The 14,399-nt window shown below is 54.8% G+C and carries 18 protein-coding genes; 12 read left to right on the top strand and 6 right to left on the bottom strand.

Going from position 1 to position 14,399, the window contains the following annotated elements; all coding sequences use genetic code 11:
* From BR71_RS23685 to BR71_RS24245, 11 genes are all read left to right on the top strand, one after another.
* On the top strand, positions 1–320 hold a 320-nt coding region (locus BR71_RS23685; RefSeq protein ID WP_156038941.1), incomplete at its 5' end, for a transposase.
* A gap of 13 nt (positions 321–333) precedes the next feature.
* Complete coding sequence (locus BR71_RS15155) at positions 334–1,026, top strand: tyrosine-type recombinase/integrase (RefSeq protein WP_052370636.1); 693 nt, start codon at positions 334–336, stop codon at positions 1,024–1,026.
* Between the two features lie 553 nt (positions 1,027–1,579).
* Positions 1,580–1,840, top strand: a complete 261-nt coding sequence (locus tag BR71_RS15150; RefSeq protein ID WP_244269648.1) for an AlpA family transcriptional regulator — start codon at positions 1,580–1,582, stop codon at positions 1,838–1,840.
* 25 nt (positions 1,841–1,865) lie between these two features.
* Entirely contained in the window at positions 1,866–2,591 is a 726-nt protein-coding gene (locus BR71_RS15145) for a hypothetical protein (RefSeq protein WP_043639229.1), read from the top strand.
* Positions 2,592–2,604: 13 nt separating this feature from the next.
* Positions 2,605–3,582 (top strand): P2 family phage major capsid protein, encoded by a 978-nt coding sequence (locus tag BR71_RS15140; protein ID WP_043639226.1) that lies wholly within the window; start codon positions 2,605–2,607, stop codon positions 3,580–3,582.
* A 12-nt stretch (positions 3,583–3,594) separates the two neighbouring features.
* Positions 3,595–3,873: an Ogr/Delta-like zinc finger protein gene (locus BR71_RS15135; protein WP_043639223.1), complete on the top strand. Its 279-nt coding sequence runs from the start codon at positions 3,595–3,597 to the stop codon at positions 3,871–3,873.
* A 492-nt stretch (positions 3,874–4,365) separates the two neighbouring features.
* Positions 4,366–4,542, top strand: coding sequence for a hypothetical protein (locus BR71_RS24575; protein ID WP_167604375.1), 177 nt, complete (start codon positions 4,366–4,368; stop codon positions 4,540–4,542).
* A complete protein-coding gene (locus BR71_RS15130; RefSeq protein ID WP_043639220.1) occupies positions 4,539–4,847 on the top strand; it encodes a DUF1484 family protein in 309 nt (102 codons plus the stop codon). The genes BR71_RS24575 and BR71_RS15130 overlap by 4 nt, the downstream gene beginning before the upstream one ends.
* 90 nt (positions 4,848–4,937) lie before the next feature.
* A complete protein-coding gene (locus BR71_RS15125) occupies positions 4,938–5,960 on the top strand; it encodes a DUF7146 domain-containing protein (RefSeq protein WP_043639217.1) in 1,023 nt (340 codons plus the stop codon).
* Entirely contained in the window at positions 5,947–7,701 is a 1,755-nt protein-coding gene (locus BR71_RS15120; RefSeq protein WP_043639214.1) for a DUF927 domain-containing protein, read from the top strand. Before BR71_RS15125 ends, BR71_RS15120 begins: the two co-directional genes overlap by 14 nt.
* 549 nt (positions 7,702–8,250) lie before the next feature.
* Complete coding sequence (locus BR71_RS24245) at positions 8,251–8,871, top strand: sce7726 family protein (protein ID WP_156039001.1); 621 nt, start codon at positions 8,251–8,253, stop codon at positions 8,869–8,871.
* On the opposite strand, the gene BR71_RS23680 is transcribed toward BR71_RS24245, so the two are convergent.
* From BR71_RS23680 to BR71_RS24485, 6 genes are all read right to left on the bottom strand, one after another.
* Positions 8,816–9,889 carry a beta family protein gene (locus BR71_RS23680; RefSeq protein WP_081862697.1) on the bottom strand — a complete coding sequence of 358 codons (1,074 nt, stop codon included), beginning with the start codon at positions 9,887–9,889 and terminating at the stop codon, positions 8,816–8,818. The genes BR71_RS24245 and BR71_RS23680 overlap by 56 nt on opposite strands.
* Positions 9,882–11,150, bottom strand: coding sequence for an XRE family transcriptional regulator (locus BR71_RS23675; RefSeq protein ID WP_081862696.1), 1,269 nt, complete (start codon positions 11,148–11,150; stop codon positions 9,882–9,884). Before BR71_RS23675 ends, BR71_RS23680 begins: the two co-directional genes overlap by 8 nt.
* 17 nt (positions 11,151–11,167) lie before the next feature.
* Positions 11,168–11,614, bottom strand: coding sequence for a DUF6932 family protein (locus tag BR71_RS23670; RefSeq protein ID WP_208854891.1), 447 nt, complete (start codon positions 11,612–11,614; stop codon positions 11,168–11,170).
* Positions 11,615–12,499: 885 nt separating this feature from the next.
* Positions 12,500–13,093 carry a LysR substrate-binding domain-containing protein gene (locus tag BR71_RS24655; protein WP_208854890.1) on the bottom strand — a complete coding sequence of 198 codons (594 nt, stop codon included), beginning with the start codon at positions 13,091–13,093 and terminating at the stop codon, positions 12,500–12,502.
* Complete coding sequence (locus tag BR71_RS24650) at positions 13,094–13,423, bottom strand: LysR family transcriptional regulator (RefSeq protein WP_208854889.1); 330 nt, start codon at positions 13,421–13,423, stop codon at positions 13,094–13,096.
* 25 nt (positions 13,424–13,448) lie between these two features.
* Complete coding sequence (locus BR71_RS24485) at positions 13,449–13,616, bottom strand: hypothetical protein (protein WP_162179224.1); 168 nt, start codon at positions 13,614–13,616, stop codon at positions 13,449–13,451.
* Between BR71_RS24485 and BR71_RS15110 the strand changes: the two genes are divergently transcribed.
* Entirely contained in the window at positions 13,615–14,391 is a 777-nt protein-coding gene (locus tag BR71_RS15110; RefSeq protein WP_156039000.1) for a hypothetical protein, read from the top strand. The two genes, BR71_RS24485 and BR71_RS15110, sit on opposite strands and share 2 nt — an antisense overlap.
* Positions 14,392–14,399 lie beyond the last annotated feature (8 nt).

Here is a 14,399-nt window from a genome sequence, read left to right as displayed (position 1 = left end):
ATGCGATTCCTGCCGTTCCTGGTTTGCCAGGGCGGCCCAGGCAAAAGCCTTACAAGCTGCATGCAGACAAAGGCTATGACTACCGCCGTTGCCGTGAACACCTGAACCGACGCGGAATCTTGGTGCGAATCGCGCGTCGCGGGGTGGAAAGCAGCGAGAGACTAGGTCGCCACCGCTGGGTGGTAGAACGAACCCATTCTTGGCTAGCTGGCTTCGGGAAATTGCGCATCCGCTTCGAACGGCGGCTGGATACGCATTACGCCTTACTCAAGCTGGCTTTCTCATTGATCTGTCTGCGATTTATCGACAGGTTTTGTTAGCGGGTCTAAGCGCATGTACGACTATGCGATAGCCCGGCAACTAGCGGAGACCAACCCTGCCGCAGCTCTGGTGGCCCGCTTTATCGCTGTGGAAGAAAGCCGCGACCGGGTGCTGTCAGGCGAGGAAATCGGCCAAGTACTACGGGCCGTGTACCAATCAGACGTCCGCCGATCTCTACGCCTAGCACTGCACTTGTTAGCAATCACTATGGTTAGAAAGAGCGAGCTGATTCAAGCGACTTGGTCTGAGTTTGATTTTGATGCTGGGATATGGGACATCCCCGCTGAGCGTATGAAGAAAAACAAGCCCCATCGGGTGTACCTATCCCGCCAAGCATTGGAAATGCTGCAAGAACTAAAGATTTTGGCAGGACATTCCAAGTTTCTTTTCCCGAGCAGTCGTAGCCGTGAAGATAGGCCGATTGGCCGGAGCACGCTCAATCAAGCAGTTAACTCACTATCGCTGGATGTGCAGCATTTCGTCCTACATGACTTCCGCCGCACGGCATCCACTCATTTACATGAGATGGGCTATCCGTCCGACGCCATTGAAAAGGCACTAGCTCACAAAATCGTCGGAATTAAAGGGGTTTACAACCGTGCCGAGTATGCTGAGCAGCGGAAAACAGTCTTGCAAGCATGGTCTGATTTTGTCCAGGCGCAGATTGATGCGGCTAAATTAATTACAAACGATAAGAAAAAGTAATATAGCAACACACGTCTGATTAGCTTTTATGCAATAGTTGGCTCGCTCTGGTTGGCCTGCGGTCAATACAACCCATTTGACCCCTCGTAAATCCATTCTTTACCAGTGCCACCCAGCGCGCGCTATCGAAGCCCCGCCTCGCCCCCACGCTTCATGGGCCGCTAATCATGCAGCTGCATGAACCCGTGCCAGGCCCTTGCCGTATGGCCTGGCGCGCCCTTGTCCCCCCGCCCGGATTCATGCGTTTTCATGCACGCTATGCATGCAGTCGCCCTGTTCGCTGACCGTCCCCGTTTCGCGTTGTCCTGCCGTCCCCAGTTTCCTGGCCGCTGAGTGCGTCCTAGCCCGTCCACCGCCGTCCACCGCCGTCCGATGCCGTTCCGTGGCGGGCCATGTTGCGCCTGCGTTCCTGTTTTCCCACCCGTCGTCAAGAGCAAATTCCGCGTTTTTTTGGCATTTCAAATTTTTTTGTTGTGTGGGAGGGCGGCACAACCCAACCCCCAAACCCGGTTTGTCATTTCTGAAATACTGCGTTCGCTGATTGGCGTATCCGATGCCATCCACCGATATCCACCTCCACCAACAAGGACGCTTCATGACCGCTGTTGCCGCTTCGCCCTCTTCTCAACCGCTGCGCTTTCTGCGCTTGCCGGAAGTCATCGCCACCTGCGGCCTGTCCCGCTCGTCGGTGTACGACGCCATCAAGCAGGGCCGTTTCCCGGCTCCGGTGCCGCTGGGCGGCAAGAGCGTGGCCTGGCTGTCCTCTGAAATCGAGAGCTGGATGGCGGCACGCATCGCGGCCCGCCGCGCTTAACCCCACAACTTCCCGGACTCAGACCATGCATATCCAGAACCCCACCACCCAAGAAACCGTCGCTGTCGCCATCGCCGGCCTGACCGAACGCCTGGCCGCTTTCGAACAAGACCTCAACGCCTGGCAGACCCTGGCCGACAACGCCGCGCGCCGCGTCCAAACCGCCGAGGCGCTGCGCAGCGAAGCCGAGCAGGCGCGCAAGGATTGCCGCCAGACGATGCGCTCGACCTTGGGCATTCCCACCAAGGCGGTGCGCGAGTTGAAGCATAAAGAGATGGCCAACCTGGAATTGGCCGAGGAAACCCTCAAGATCGCCGAGGAAGAGAAGATTCAAGCCGAGATCCAGCAGGAGACGCTGTTCGAGCAGCGCGAAGCGCTGGTGCAGGAGCGCCACGCGCTGCGTCGTCAGTATTGGGACGCGGTGCTGGACGACCAGATCACGCAATGGGGGCAACAGCTGCCGGTGCTGGCGCTGCTGCTAGAGCAAGCGCCCAAGGCCTGCATCGAGCGGCTGTTCGGCCGCGCCGAACTGCGCAGAAATCAGGACGAACTCTATGCCGCGCTGCAGCCGGGCGAGCTGCAACAGGCACTGCAATCTGCGCCGCAAGCGGAACCGGACGACTTGCTGGCCTTGCTCAACCGCCCGCTGCCCGCGCTGGCCGCCCCGGCCTCGATGACGCACAGCCCGTTGGCCCGCATGCGCTATCAAGCCCAGCGCGACGCGCAGTACCAAACCCTGATCAACCGCTAACCGAGACGACAATATGCAGAACCCCACCCGCCACGCGCTGAACCAGTTCATCGACCGCTATTTCCACGCGCTGGAGCAGTTCCGCGCCCAGGACAGCCTGTACGCCACCCCCACGCCCCAAGCGGCGCAAGCCCGCTTCAACGCGCTGAAGGCGCGCAGCCGGCTGCTGTCCGCCATCAACCTGCTCGGCGTCTCCGAGATCCGCGGGCAGGCCAAGCACTTCGAACTCGCCGGCACCTTGGCCGCCACCGTCGACACCCAGCGCCATGAACGCCAGCCGGCCGGCAAGACCTGGCGGCCGGCGCAATACCACTGCCAGCAAACCAACTTCGACGCCGCCTTCAGTTACGACACGCTGGACGCCTGGTGGAGCGAGAGCCAGACGCCGGCCGGCTTTGAAGCCCGCGCACGGCAGGCGTTGGAACGCCGCATTCTGCTGGACCGCATCATGATCGGCTTCCACGGTCTGCAGCGCGCGCCGAACTCGAACCGAGAGACCCATCCGCAGTTGGAAGACGTCAATCTCGGCTGGCTGCAGCAGATCCGTGAGCAAGCGCCGCAACACTGGATCGAGGGCGCCCGCATCGGCGAGAGCGAACGCTTCCGCTCGCTGCATCGCCTGGTGCGCTACGCGCTCAAGCAGCGGTTAGCCCCGGCGTGGCGCGATGATCCCGGCCTGGTGGTGCTGGTGGGCGCGGACTTGCTGCCGGATGCGGTCTGCGACGCGAATCCCCAGGACGACCTGGTGTTTCACAAACAGCGCCTGGGCGGGCTGCAAGCGGCGACGGCCGCCTTCTTCCCCGGCGACAGCATCTTGATTACCCGGCTGGACAACCTGTCGCTGTACTTCAATCCACACGCCAGCCGCTACCACTACCATGAGGAGCCATCGCTGAATCGGGTGGAGTTCTATCATTCCAGCCACGACGCCTACGTCGTCGAAAACCTCGCCGCCTGCGTGCTGATTGACGCCGTTGAAATCGTTGACTGAGGAGACTGCATCATGGCCTTCCCTTGCCCCTTGTGCGGCGCGGTGTCGCGGGTGCGGACCAGCCGCATGCTCAGCGCCGCGACCAAGGAGATTTACTACAACTGCAGCAACGATGACTGCTGCCACCAGTACAAGACGCTGGAGGGCGAGCCGATAACCTTGGCCCAGCCCATCCACGGCGGCGCGCGGATTCCGCCGGAGCGGCTGCGCCCCTTGCCGGGCCTGTCGCCCTCGCCTCGGCAAGCGCTGATGGTGACGCCCGGCCGCGTGCGGCATCGCGTCCTGGACTAAGCGCCATGGCTCGCCGGCCGGCGGGCCATGTAGCCCCCTGAAATTGACCTTGAATAGCGTCGGCTGAAATAGATTTAATTCACTTATTTAATATTGATTGGCGGCTTTATTAATATGCCTGGTAAAACCCGCCCCCATTCCCGATGACCCCGCTCCACGCTTTAGAAATATCCACCCCGATGAACTGCGCGAACCCGATTTCCCAAGCTCGAAAGCGAATTGACAAGCTCGCCCGATTGCTGCACCATCTTTACGTCGCATTCAAAACAGCGACCGGGATTGGCGTCCCGATTACGAAGGCGGATGGCCGCCTATTGCGGCATTTTTTACGTCCGTCACACACCCTTGGTGCGTCTTCTTCTATGGCGGGCCTCGGTGGGAGCGTGCATGCACGCGCCGGTTCCTTCGTATCGGTACGCCAATCCCGCCCTGTGCCTGCCACCCCCGATTGGCGTCGGGATGGCAAGCGTAACGCTTACGAAGGAGGCCTCCATGCCTGGCATCACCCTACGCGCTTTCCGCGCCCTATTTCCACGCACCACCCGTCCCGTTTCCACGCTGCCCAACGAAGCCGAAGCCCGCGCGCTCGCCGCCTTGCTGGTCGCCCAGGGCCAGCGCGCCTTGATTCATCGCACCGCCACCGGTTTCGCCGTGGAGGTGCTGGCATGAATGCCCTGATCCTGTCCGCCGTCCATCACCAACTGGCCCAGCTGCAGCAGCTGGCCGACACCCCCGAACATGCCGAGCTGCGCGAGCCGCTGAGCCAACTGGCCAGCCTGTGCCACCGCATCGAACACACCGTCAGCGCCGGCGTCTCGCGCCTGACACGCACCGGCGACGGCCTGCAGGGCTTGGTCGAGCTGCTGGACCACGCCGAGAACCAGCCATTGCCGGCACAACGCCTGGCCGGGCTGCTGGCGCCGCTGCAGCAACAAGTCATCGACGCCAGCGCCGACATCGGCCAACTGCTCTAAGGACAAGACCATGACCGCACGAATCCCTCTCCCGCGTACCGGGCGAGACGCCCCCGGCTTGTCTGGCGTCATCGATGAGGAGGCCCAATCATGAGGCTCGATCTCGCGCAATTGCGCCAGCAGGCCCGCGACCGCTGGCCGGACATCCTGATGGCCTTGGGCATTCCGGCCGAGGTCTTTACCAAGCGCCGCAATCAGCCTTGCCCAGCCTGCGGCGGCAGCGACCGTTTTGAGTGGATCGACAAGGGTAGCGGCCGTTTTGTCTGCCGCGCCCTGGACAGCCTGGGCGGCGACGGCTTCGTGTTGGCGCAACATTGGCTAGGCGGTGACTTCTTCCACGCGGCGCAGGCCGTCGCCCAGGTCTTAAACGGGGCGAAGGGGAAGCTGGCGCGCGTAGCGGCCGCCCCTGCGGCCACGCAGCCGCAACGAGACCAACGCGAGCGCCTGGCGCAGCTGTGGCGCGCGGCGCGGCCAGTGAAGGCTGATGACCCGGTGGGCCGCTATCTGATGCGCCGAGGCTTGAGCCTGACCACTTACCCTAGCGCCCTGCGCTATCACCCGGCCTTGGCCTACTGGATCACACTGCACGGCCGGCCGCAGCGGCTGGGCCACTTCCCGGCGATGCTGGCGCTGGTGACATCGCCGCAGGGCATCAACGTGGGCTTGCATCGCACCTGGCTGACCTTTGACGGCCACAAAGCCGCCTTGCTCCACCCCGTCAGCGGCGAAGCGCTGCCGGCCAAGAAACTGGCCTTGGGCCGTTCCGGCGATCTGTCCGGCGCGGCGGTCCGCTTGTATCCGCCCTCAGACGGCCAGCTGGCGCTGGCCGAGGGCATCGAAACGGCGCTGGCGGTGTGCGAGGGCAGCGGACTGCCGTGCTGGGCGGCGCTGTCGGCCTGGGGGCTGTCGCATGCGGTGTTGCCGGATGAAGTCACCGATTTGTTTGTGATGGCCGACAACGACGCCAACCAGGCCGGCCAGAACGCCGCTCGGCGCTTGGCGCGGCGGATGCAGGACGATGGCCGACAAGTCCATCTGCTGATACCCGAGCAGCCGGACAGCGATTGGCTGGATGTGTTGAACGAACAAGGAGAATCCCATGGGCAGCGCTGACAAGCAGGCTTTGGCGATGGCCGCGAAGGCCCCGGCGCTGGCCATCGGCCCGCGTTATGACGTGAACCGCGACGGCGTGCATTACATCGCCGTCAAACGCGACCGCGATACCGGCGAGCTGTTGGAGCAGCCGCCGGAATGGCTCAGCGACAAGATGGAACTGCTGGGCTGCGGGACGGATGCGGACGGCAACCATCACCGCATCGTCAAATGGCAGCGCCAGGGCAATGGCGAGGTGATGACCACCGCCTTGCCCAGCGCCGACATTGGCGAGCGCGCCGGCTGGGCGTTGCTGCGCAAAGGCGGTCTGACGCTGACCACCGACCGCGGCGGCCAGGCGCGGCTGGCCCACTGGCTGCAGCGCGAAGGCTCCACCGAGTGGCACGACATCATCAATATGTCCGGCTGGCAACATGGCGCGTTTGTGCTGCCGAACGGTGACATCATCGGCCGGCCCAACCGCAAGATGCATTTCAACGGCCGCCCCAAGGACGCCAGCGCCTACCATCCGGCCGGCAGCCTGACAGACTGGCAAGGCACCGTCGGTGCGCTGGCGCTGGGCAACCCCTTGGCGATGACGACCATTGCGTGCGCGCTGGCCGGCCCGCTGCTGGCCTTGTGCGGGGCACGGGACGGCATCGGCCTGCACCTGTACACCAATTCCTCATCGGGCAAGAGTACCTGCGCCGATACCGCCGCCAGCATCTGGGGCGACCCGCAGCGCACCTTGCACACCTGGTCCGGCACCGCGCTAGGGCTGACCAATGAGGCCGAAGCCAGCAACGACATGATGATCTATCTGGATGAAGTCGGTTCCGGCGACGCGCGCAAGATTGGCCCGGCCATCTACAGCATGCTGAACGGCGTGTCCAAGCTGCAAGGCGCGAAGGAAGGCGGCAACCGCGCCGCCCGTTCGTGGAAACTGACCATGATTTCAACTGGCGAAGTGGCGATGAGCCAGTATCTGACCGAAGGCGGCCAGACGCCGCGCGGCGGGCAGGAAATCCGCCTGCTCGATATCCCGGCCGATACGGGCCCCTATCGCGCATTCGACCACATCCACGGCCGCAGCAATGGCGAAGTCTTCGCCGACGAGCTAACCCGCCATGCGCGCAGCCATTACGGCACTGTCGGTCGCGCCTTCGTCGCTTGGCTGCAGGACAACCGGGCGGCGGCGGTGCAGTGGGTGGAAAAATCGCAACAGCGCATGCTGGCGGCCGTACCCGAAGGAGCCGCCCCTACCGTGCGCCGCGCCACGCGCAAATTCGCCATCTTATCGGCGGCGGCCGAAATGGCCAGCCATGCCGGCCTGACTGGCTGGACGGTGGAACAGGCGATTCAAGGCGTGGAAACCACGTGGCAGCGCTGGATGCAGGCTTTCGGCATCGAAGACCGCGACGACGCACGCCTGATCGACCAGGCCGCCGCCGTATTGCAGGCCAGCCAGTACGCCCGCTTCGTGCTGCTGCCGATGAATGACAGCGACCCACTGGTGCCCAATTTGATGGGCTACAAGCGCTACACGCTAGACGGCGAAGCGGTGTTTCTGGTGACGCCGGGCGCGTTCAAGGGTGAAGTCATCGCCGGCTATGAAGTGCGGCATGCCTGCGAAGTTCTGTACCGGGCGGGGATGTTGCAACGGCCAAAAGGTCGCGCCGGCTGGACTGTGCATGGCGGCAAAGGCGTGGGCCAGGTCTACCGCATGCAGTTGCATCCGCACGGCGGCGAAGCGGAAGAGTAAGCGCAAAATCTCTCACGTGAGGCCAAACCCACTGCCAACACTGCCAACTCTGCCAACACCTCTCCAATAGACTGACTTATATAGCTTTTTCTGTTGGCAGTGAGTTGGCAGTGTTGGCAGTCAATTGGCAGTTCCTCCGCCCCATCCCGCCCAGTTGGCAGTTTGCCCCGGCCAGTTGGCAGTGCTTTAGTCGCCACTGCCAACAACTAACATCATACCAATCAGCAACTTACAGACGAGTTGGCAGTGTTGGCAGCGTTGGCAGCGGTTTTTGCTACATATGTGAGAAAAAGTTAAGCAGTTGGAACAGCCATACATCGACATCCTGACTTTCTGGACTTCATCGCTGAGTACAGAGCCGAAAGCTAAACCAGCAACTTTAAGAGTCACAAGAGGTCCTCCTCTCGTTGCAGTAAGTAAAATTTCTGATTGCGTTGTATACTGATCTGTATACAGATTGCTAAGAATTTAAGACTTTCGCCACTAAATCAAATTACTCAACTTACATTGCAAGCACAAATTTATATTAAGCAAATTCAAGATTAGGTTATGAGAAAAACAAAAATAGATAGCAGCACTGCAGACATGGAAATACGTTCGGCATTGCACAAAAAAATAATAAAAAATCATCAAAAAGGAAATGACACCCTAATCATAAACGAATTAGGCCTTGCTCATGGCAGAAACAGAATAGATGTAGCTGTGTTAGATAAACACATACATGGATATGAAATAAAAAGTTCAAAAGATACACTAGCAAGGCTCTCCGGGCAATTAAATGAGTATAAAAAAAGCTTGCAAAAATTAACAATTGTTACGGCGGAAAACCATCTGGCCGAGATATTAAATAACACACCAGTTTGGTGTGGAGTTACTCTAGCTATAAAAGGCCCGCGAGGAGGAATAACATTCAAAACCATCCGCAGGGCATTGTTAAACCCATCTGCAGATGCGTTTTCTATCGCACACTTACTCTGGCGAAACGAAACACTTCAAATTTTAAAAAATAACGGAATAAATGGGCATGACCTTTCTGGAGCAAGAAAGTCACTGTATTTAAAGTTAGTAGATTTACTTACAATTAATGAATTAGTCTCAAATATAAAGTTATATTTTAGAGCACGTGAAGATTGGCGAGTTGATCTACAACCTTTCGAAAATGATGACTAATTCCAACTTGCTTCCAAGTACCAAGGTTTCCATTGTTATCTAAACCGGCTGCGGTTTTATATATTCTGGAGTCACCGTCCGAATACTCATGGCCGGAATAATGACCAGACTTAACAATTTTTTCACAATGCCCCTTCATTTGCGTCTCCCCTCCACGAAACGCCCCACCTTTTGGAATAAGCCAAGAGTCATCTGTAGAATAGATTATTTTTCCTGCTGGATTCAAAAGTCTCATGTCTTGTTCAATAAATTCGGGATACTCAATAGTATAATCGCTATAAGTTGGAATTCTTATTGTAGACATGTACTCTATAAGTTTTTTATAAAAAATCCATTCATGCCTAATTACAAACCCACCAGGCTTTTTAATTGAACTCATATCAAGTGACAAACTTGATACAACAAAGGATCGAAAATCTTTAATGGCAACAACGCGCCGAATGGCTGATACTAGTGCTTTGCAAAATACATCATATGGTTCAAATTTTTCTGGGCGCCTCAGATCTAGTATAAAGTCAACGTTTTTGGGAGTGACATCTAAAAATTTAAGTATTGCATTTATTCTATCGTTAATATTGGCCTGCATAAGATCGTCAAGCTTAATTCTTAGAGCCAGCCCTCTTCGATCCATTTTGATTATTTCACTTATGTCTTCAACAAAATCATAACCGCGATCAAGACTTGCCACGGGAATAATTTCACACTCCTTACTTCTTAAGTCCTGAAATAAATATCCAATGACACTTTGCCCGCTCGCCATCCGTAAATTTTCCAAACTGCTATCAATATCAAGAAGAGCCTTTCTTTTTCCCCATTTTGTAAAAATACGGTTTCCAATAGGCTCTATATGCTCATTTATGTTTTTTTTAGCTCGCTTTTCTTCAAAATCGTAGCCAATAGGAGGGATTACAAATAATGGGAATAGCACATTCTTTACATCAGGCTTCGATCTCATTAGTGCCTGATACTCAGCTTGTTGCCATTTCAAAATAGGAACGTATTGATCTAACTTAATCATCGCTTTTTCTCAAATATTTTCTAACCATGCCATGCCCAACCAGGTTGGATAAAATTATATAATTTGAAGACTCATTTCTAATTCGCCCAGCGATAATGCTTGGGTGGATTTTGAGATTTTCAGCATCTATAACAACAGACTCCTCCGTCATTAAGAACCTAGACAAGCATAAGTCCCACTCCGGCTCAGGGATTAAATGATTTAAAGCAAATTTATCTGCACCCATTTCTAAATCATCACAGCCCCCATCTCCTTCTTCATCAAAGAAATCCATCTGAAGAGAATTATGTAAATGCAAGAAAACATGGCCAAGCTCATGCATTAAAACAAACCAAAAATTATCTAGCCTATCATGTCTAAGTGTAAGAGCTACAATAGGATTGCCACTTTCCAGCAACATGGCAGCCCCATCTAAATATGTTCCGCTCAAATGTTCTTCAATTACAAGAACAATTCCATGCTTTGCTAGGAAGCATTTTACTAGCTCAGGCGCATTTTCTTTAATAGAGAGTCGGACTAAATCATTAATCCATGAGTCATTCAATTCAAACTCGTTGATACCTCCAGCACTTACAAGCGTTCTTGCTTTTTCTAAAACACGGGCCTGCCAAGCCAAAAGCGCATACTCATTTGGTAAACTATTACCATGAAATTTTTTCCTATGTAGAACTGAAGCATATCCAAATCCAGCTGCATGAGAAAAGTAATCCCTCGCAGCATCCGAGAGTGATTGCTTATTTTTTAATTTCAGCCACCCTTTCTTTATCATTTCCCTAATAGGAAACAATTCCCACTTTATATTTCCTTCTTCGGACCATGTATATATTGAATTTCGATGATTATCGTCAACACCAGACCAGTCCTCATTAAATTTAATTTTTAATGCACTGGCAATTTCAACTATTTTCTTTAGACTAACACCCTTGTAATAAGAGCTTTCATATTTCTTAATAGTATTAAGAGGTAGGGAAACTACATTGGCTAGCTCCAGCTGAGATAAGCCAAGAGAGATTCTTGCCTGTATCAATATTCGAGGCAAATCATTTAGATCAGAGCAAGTTGAAATATGCAGCGCACCTTCTTTAAGTTTTATATACTCAGCCATTTGCAGTTCTAGGTCGGATACCTGAGAACTTAGTGCGTCACGTTGAGCGGTGGATATCCAGTTTGCACTATCTACTTCACCCAGTGCCGCAAGTGCATCACATAATTTTTTATACTCAGCGAGTGTTGTAGCATATTCAAGATCGGTGCATATCATTTACCACCTCCCTCGCCTCAGAGAAACTGTTCATTTTGCAAATCGACCGTCAAAATACCCTTTTGTTTTCCGGAATGCTTTTCTCTTTGAAAGAATGTAGAAAATGGCAACCCAGACTGCCCTTCAATTCCCTCAATAAACAGCTCACCTAAGTATTTAGATTTTTGATTTTTACGCCCACACCCGAAATCAAGTAATACAGGATCTAATTTATTTGGGTCAACCCCATCGGGCACCCAACAGCCATCAAAGTCTCCTGGTATTGGTTTCCCTGTTACATAACTACCATCTATGTATAGCTTCTGACATCCTGCATCGGCCAATGCTTTTGCTGCAGCATATAAACCATTAAAAATAGCTCTTCTTTCATTATTAATTGCAAAGAAATTCTCTATTTCTTGTAAGGTCGCTGTGTGGATGCCTGGTGGTAGTACCTTCCATGGTGCATCACTTACCTCAATCAACTGGGGTATCATTTCGCAAGTAATTTTTTACCCAAATGGTATAATTTTGCCACAATTTTGATGGGACACTGGGAAAATTTTCTTAAATAGAAACAACAACCATTATCATACGCAGAAATCAAACAAATCAATCTATAATGGAAATACATAGCAAAAATCTATCAAAAAACATCATTTAACCTATGTATTAGCTAGCTAGACTTGATAGCTTTATCAAGTTAAAACAACATAACCAAGTATGAAGCCGAGTATGTTTTCAATAAATTTCTCATTAGTCGTAAATTTTACAGGCAACTAATAATGATGATTTTAACGTCTCATCGATAAAGAATTTAGAATGGTCTGTAACCCGGCATCACATTCTTGGTAACTATCTCGGGGGCGGAGCCAAAAAGTCACCAGCATTGACAGAGCGGGGGCACTAGCGGGGGCATCTTGAAAAATTGATTTTCAAATTTCATTTGAAAACAAATATTTATGATACATATTATATTCCTGTCGGAGCGATGGATAAGCGACGAAATAAAAAAGCAAATAAATTCAATTCATTAAACCACCAATTCGATTCCGTAAAAAGCTACCTACATTCCAGCCTCCTTGAGTTCAATCAGACTGAGCCTTGTCCAAAAATGTAATGACTAAACTGTCCCTGGACCAATTATTAAGATTGCACTTTTCGGATCATCGGCAGTACATCATCGGGTCGCTTCCGATTGATATGGCATCGTAGTCGCTACGGAAAATGCCGATCATTGGCAGGCACATTAATTTTTAGGTACACGGATAGGTACACGATTTCAGAATTTCAACAGATAATTCATTTATTTTCAATGTGTTAAGTCAATTTAAAACATTCTGTATTGAAACCAGCGCCAACAGCCACCGCTACGCCGCCAATGTCACTCCGGGATGAAAGTCGATAGCCGGCAGTGTTTCATCCAGCACCTGCAAAAAGGTGAAAGCGGCCGGCGATAGCGGCACGCCGCGGCGGGTGAACACGTGGACATCCCGCCGCAACTCGGCCGCCTCAAACAAGCGGTAAGGCAGATCCCGCGCCGACGGGTGGGAGGCCGCCAGCGCCGACAGCACGCAAGCGCCCACCCCGGCGCGGATCAGGCAAAACTGCATGTCCAGATTGGTGACGGTGATCTTGCTGGACACCTGTTGCCAAAACTCAGGCTGGCTGCGCTCCAACGCGGACATGATGCTGGTGTCGCTCTCGTCCTGCAGCAAGGGCCATTGTCGCAAGGATTGGCAGTTGAGCGGTCCCGCCGGGGGCTCGAAGCCCGGCGGAAACATCACCCCCAGCCGGGCGGACAGCAGCTTGCGCTTATCCAGCTTGTCTCCGGCCGCGCCCACATAAGAGCCGATGCCGATGTCCACTTCCCCGGATTCGATGCGGCGCACCACGCCACCGCTGGTATCGTCCAACAAGCGCACATGGATGCACGGGTAGTCTCTTCTCAGCCGTTTGAGCACCTACGGCAGCACGCTGGACGCAAAGGCCATGCCGCTGGCCACGTAGACGCTGCCGCTGCTGCCAGCGGATTTTTCGCGCAGATCGGACAGCAGCAGTTCAAAGTCGTTCAGCAGCCGGCGGGCCACCGGCAGAAAGGCGTTGCCCTGAGTGGTGAGCGCCACTTTGCGGGTGGTGCGCTCAAACAGCGTCAGCCCAATCTCCTGCTCCAGCTCGCGTATGGTCTTGGTCAGCGTGGATTGCGTCAGAAACAACTGGCGGGCGGCGGCGGTGAAGCTTTCGGCTTCGGCAACGGCCGAGAAGGCGCGCAGGTGGCGGAGAGAGATATTCATGAAGGACTGGAATTGATTGTATTTATTAATTCATTTTACACCAATAACTTTCAATGCTTGCGTGCTTAACATCCACGCTCTTCATCATGGGACGGCGGCTACGGCTTTGCCGATAAAACTTGAGCGCAAGCCGCTGACGCAGCATGCCGTTTGGATTACGATGCCGGGTTTTGGCCGCCATCGACTCCCTCATGACCGTCTCCCATCGCAACCCGCTGCATGATCCCGACGCCGTGCTGCAACGGCTGCACGGTCTGCGCCCGATAAGCGCCAAGCAGAAGCAAAGCTCCTTCGAACGCGGCTGCGAGCGCTACGCGCGGCTGGCCTTGATGATATCCGGCGGCTTGTTCGCCGCGCTGCTCGTTCTGGCCCTATGGCACCTTGCTGCGCCCTTGCCCCGCTTTGGCGTCTGGACCGCGCAAATCCTGGCGCTGCTGTGCATGGCGCTATCCTTGCTCTCCATCATCGTCAACAGCCTGCCCGGCCTAGCCTTGATACTCTGTTTTCGCCGCCAGGCTCAGCGCGATTTGTTAAAGGAACTGGAGCATGACTGGCTCCAGGCGGCGCTATTGCGGCCTTACCGGCAGTCCGCGCTGGAACAGGCGGCGCAGGCGCTGCAAGACAAGCAGGAGCAGGCCGGCAGCCGCATTGGCGCCCTTATCGGCAGTCATGAGCAGCTCGCTCTGTTTTCCATCGCCGGCTTCGCCTTGGCTGTGTGGGAAAAACTATCCGATCAAGGCTCGGCCTTGAACCGGCTGTTCCAGTTCTCCATACCGTACAGCCATTGGAATGGGCATGATCTATTGATGCTGGCGTTGGCCGGCGTCGCCGGCTTTCTGCTGGGTGGGGTCCTGCTCAAGGCGGTGCTACACCGGCGCGCTTATCAGTTGGCCTTGCTGCGGCAGGCCATCGCCGACAAAACCCGCCGCCGGGACGCGCGGCGGCGGCGTTTCGGGCCACGTGCCTGAACTGTCGG

It is taken from the genome of Chromobacterium haemolyticum DSM 19808, assembly GCF_000711885.1.
In the GTDB taxonomy this organism is placed as follows: domain Bacteria; phylum Pseudomonadota; class Gammaproteobacteria; order Burkholderiales; family Chromobacteriaceae; genus Chromobacterium; species Chromobacterium haemolyticum.
This window is presented reverse-complemented; position numbering and strand designations above follow the sequence as displayed.

Bases quoted from the DNA above. Each gene is read 5' to 3' on its own strand.
- BR71_RS15155 (WP_052370636.1), top strand. From the start codon at position 334: ATGTACGACTATGCGATAGCCCGGCAACTAGCGGAGACCAACCCTGCC.
- BR71_RS15150 (WP_244269648.1), top strand. From the start codon at position 1,580: ATGCCATCCACCGATATCCACCTCCACCAACAAGGACGCTTCATGACC.
- BR71_RS15145 (WP_043639229.1), top strand. From the start codon at position 1,866: ATGCATATCCAGAACCCCACCACCCAAGAAACCGTCGCTGTCGCCATC.
- BR71_RS15140 (WP_043639226.1), top strand. From the start codon at position 2,605: ATGCAGAACCCCACCCGCCACGCGCTGAACCAGTTCATCGACCGCTAT.
- BR71_RS15135 (WP_043639223.1), top strand. From the start codon at position 3,595: ATGGCCTTCCCTTGCCCCTTGTGCGGCGCGGTGTCGCGGGTGCGGACC.
- BR71_RS24575 (WP_167604375.1), top strand. From the start codon at position 4,366: ATGCCTGGCATCACCCTACGCGCTTTCCGCGCCCTATTTCCACGCACC.
- BR71_RS15130 (WP_043639220.1), top strand. From the start codon at position 4,539: ATGAATGCCCTGATCCTGTCCGCCGTCCATCACCAACTGGCCCAGCTG.
- BR71_RS15125 (WP_043639217.1), top strand. From the start codon at position 4,938: ATGAGGCTCGATCTCGCGCAATTGCGCCAGCAGGCCCGCGACCGCTGG.
- BR71_RS15120 (WP_043639214.1), top strand. From the start codon at position 5,947: ATGGGCAGCGCTGACAAGCAGGCTTTGGCGATGGCCGCGAAGGCCCCG.
- BR71_RS24245 (WP_156039001.1), top strand. From the start codon at position 8,251: ATGAGAAAAACAAAAATAGATAGCAGCACTGCAGACATGGAAATACGT.
- BR71_RS23680 (WP_081862697.1), bottom strand. From the start codon at position 9,889: ATGATTAAGTTAGATCAATACGTTCCTATTTTGAAATGGCAACAAGCT.
- BR71_RS23675 (WP_081862696.1), bottom strand. From the start codon at position 11,150: ATGATATGCACCGATCTTGAATATGCTACAACACTCGCTGAGTATAAA.
- BR71_RS24650 (WP_208854889.1), bottom strand. From the start codon at position 13,423: ATGAATATCTCTCTCCGCCACCTGCGCGCCTTCTCGGCCGTTGCCGAA.
- BR71_RS15110 (WP_156039000.1), top strand. From the start codon at position 13,615: ATGACCGTCTCCCATCGCAACCCGCTGCATGATCCCGACGCCGTGCTG.
- BR71_RS24485 (WP_162179224.1), bottom strand. From the start codon at position 13,616: ATGAGGGAGTCGATGGCGGCCAAAACCCGGCATCGTAATCCAAACGGC.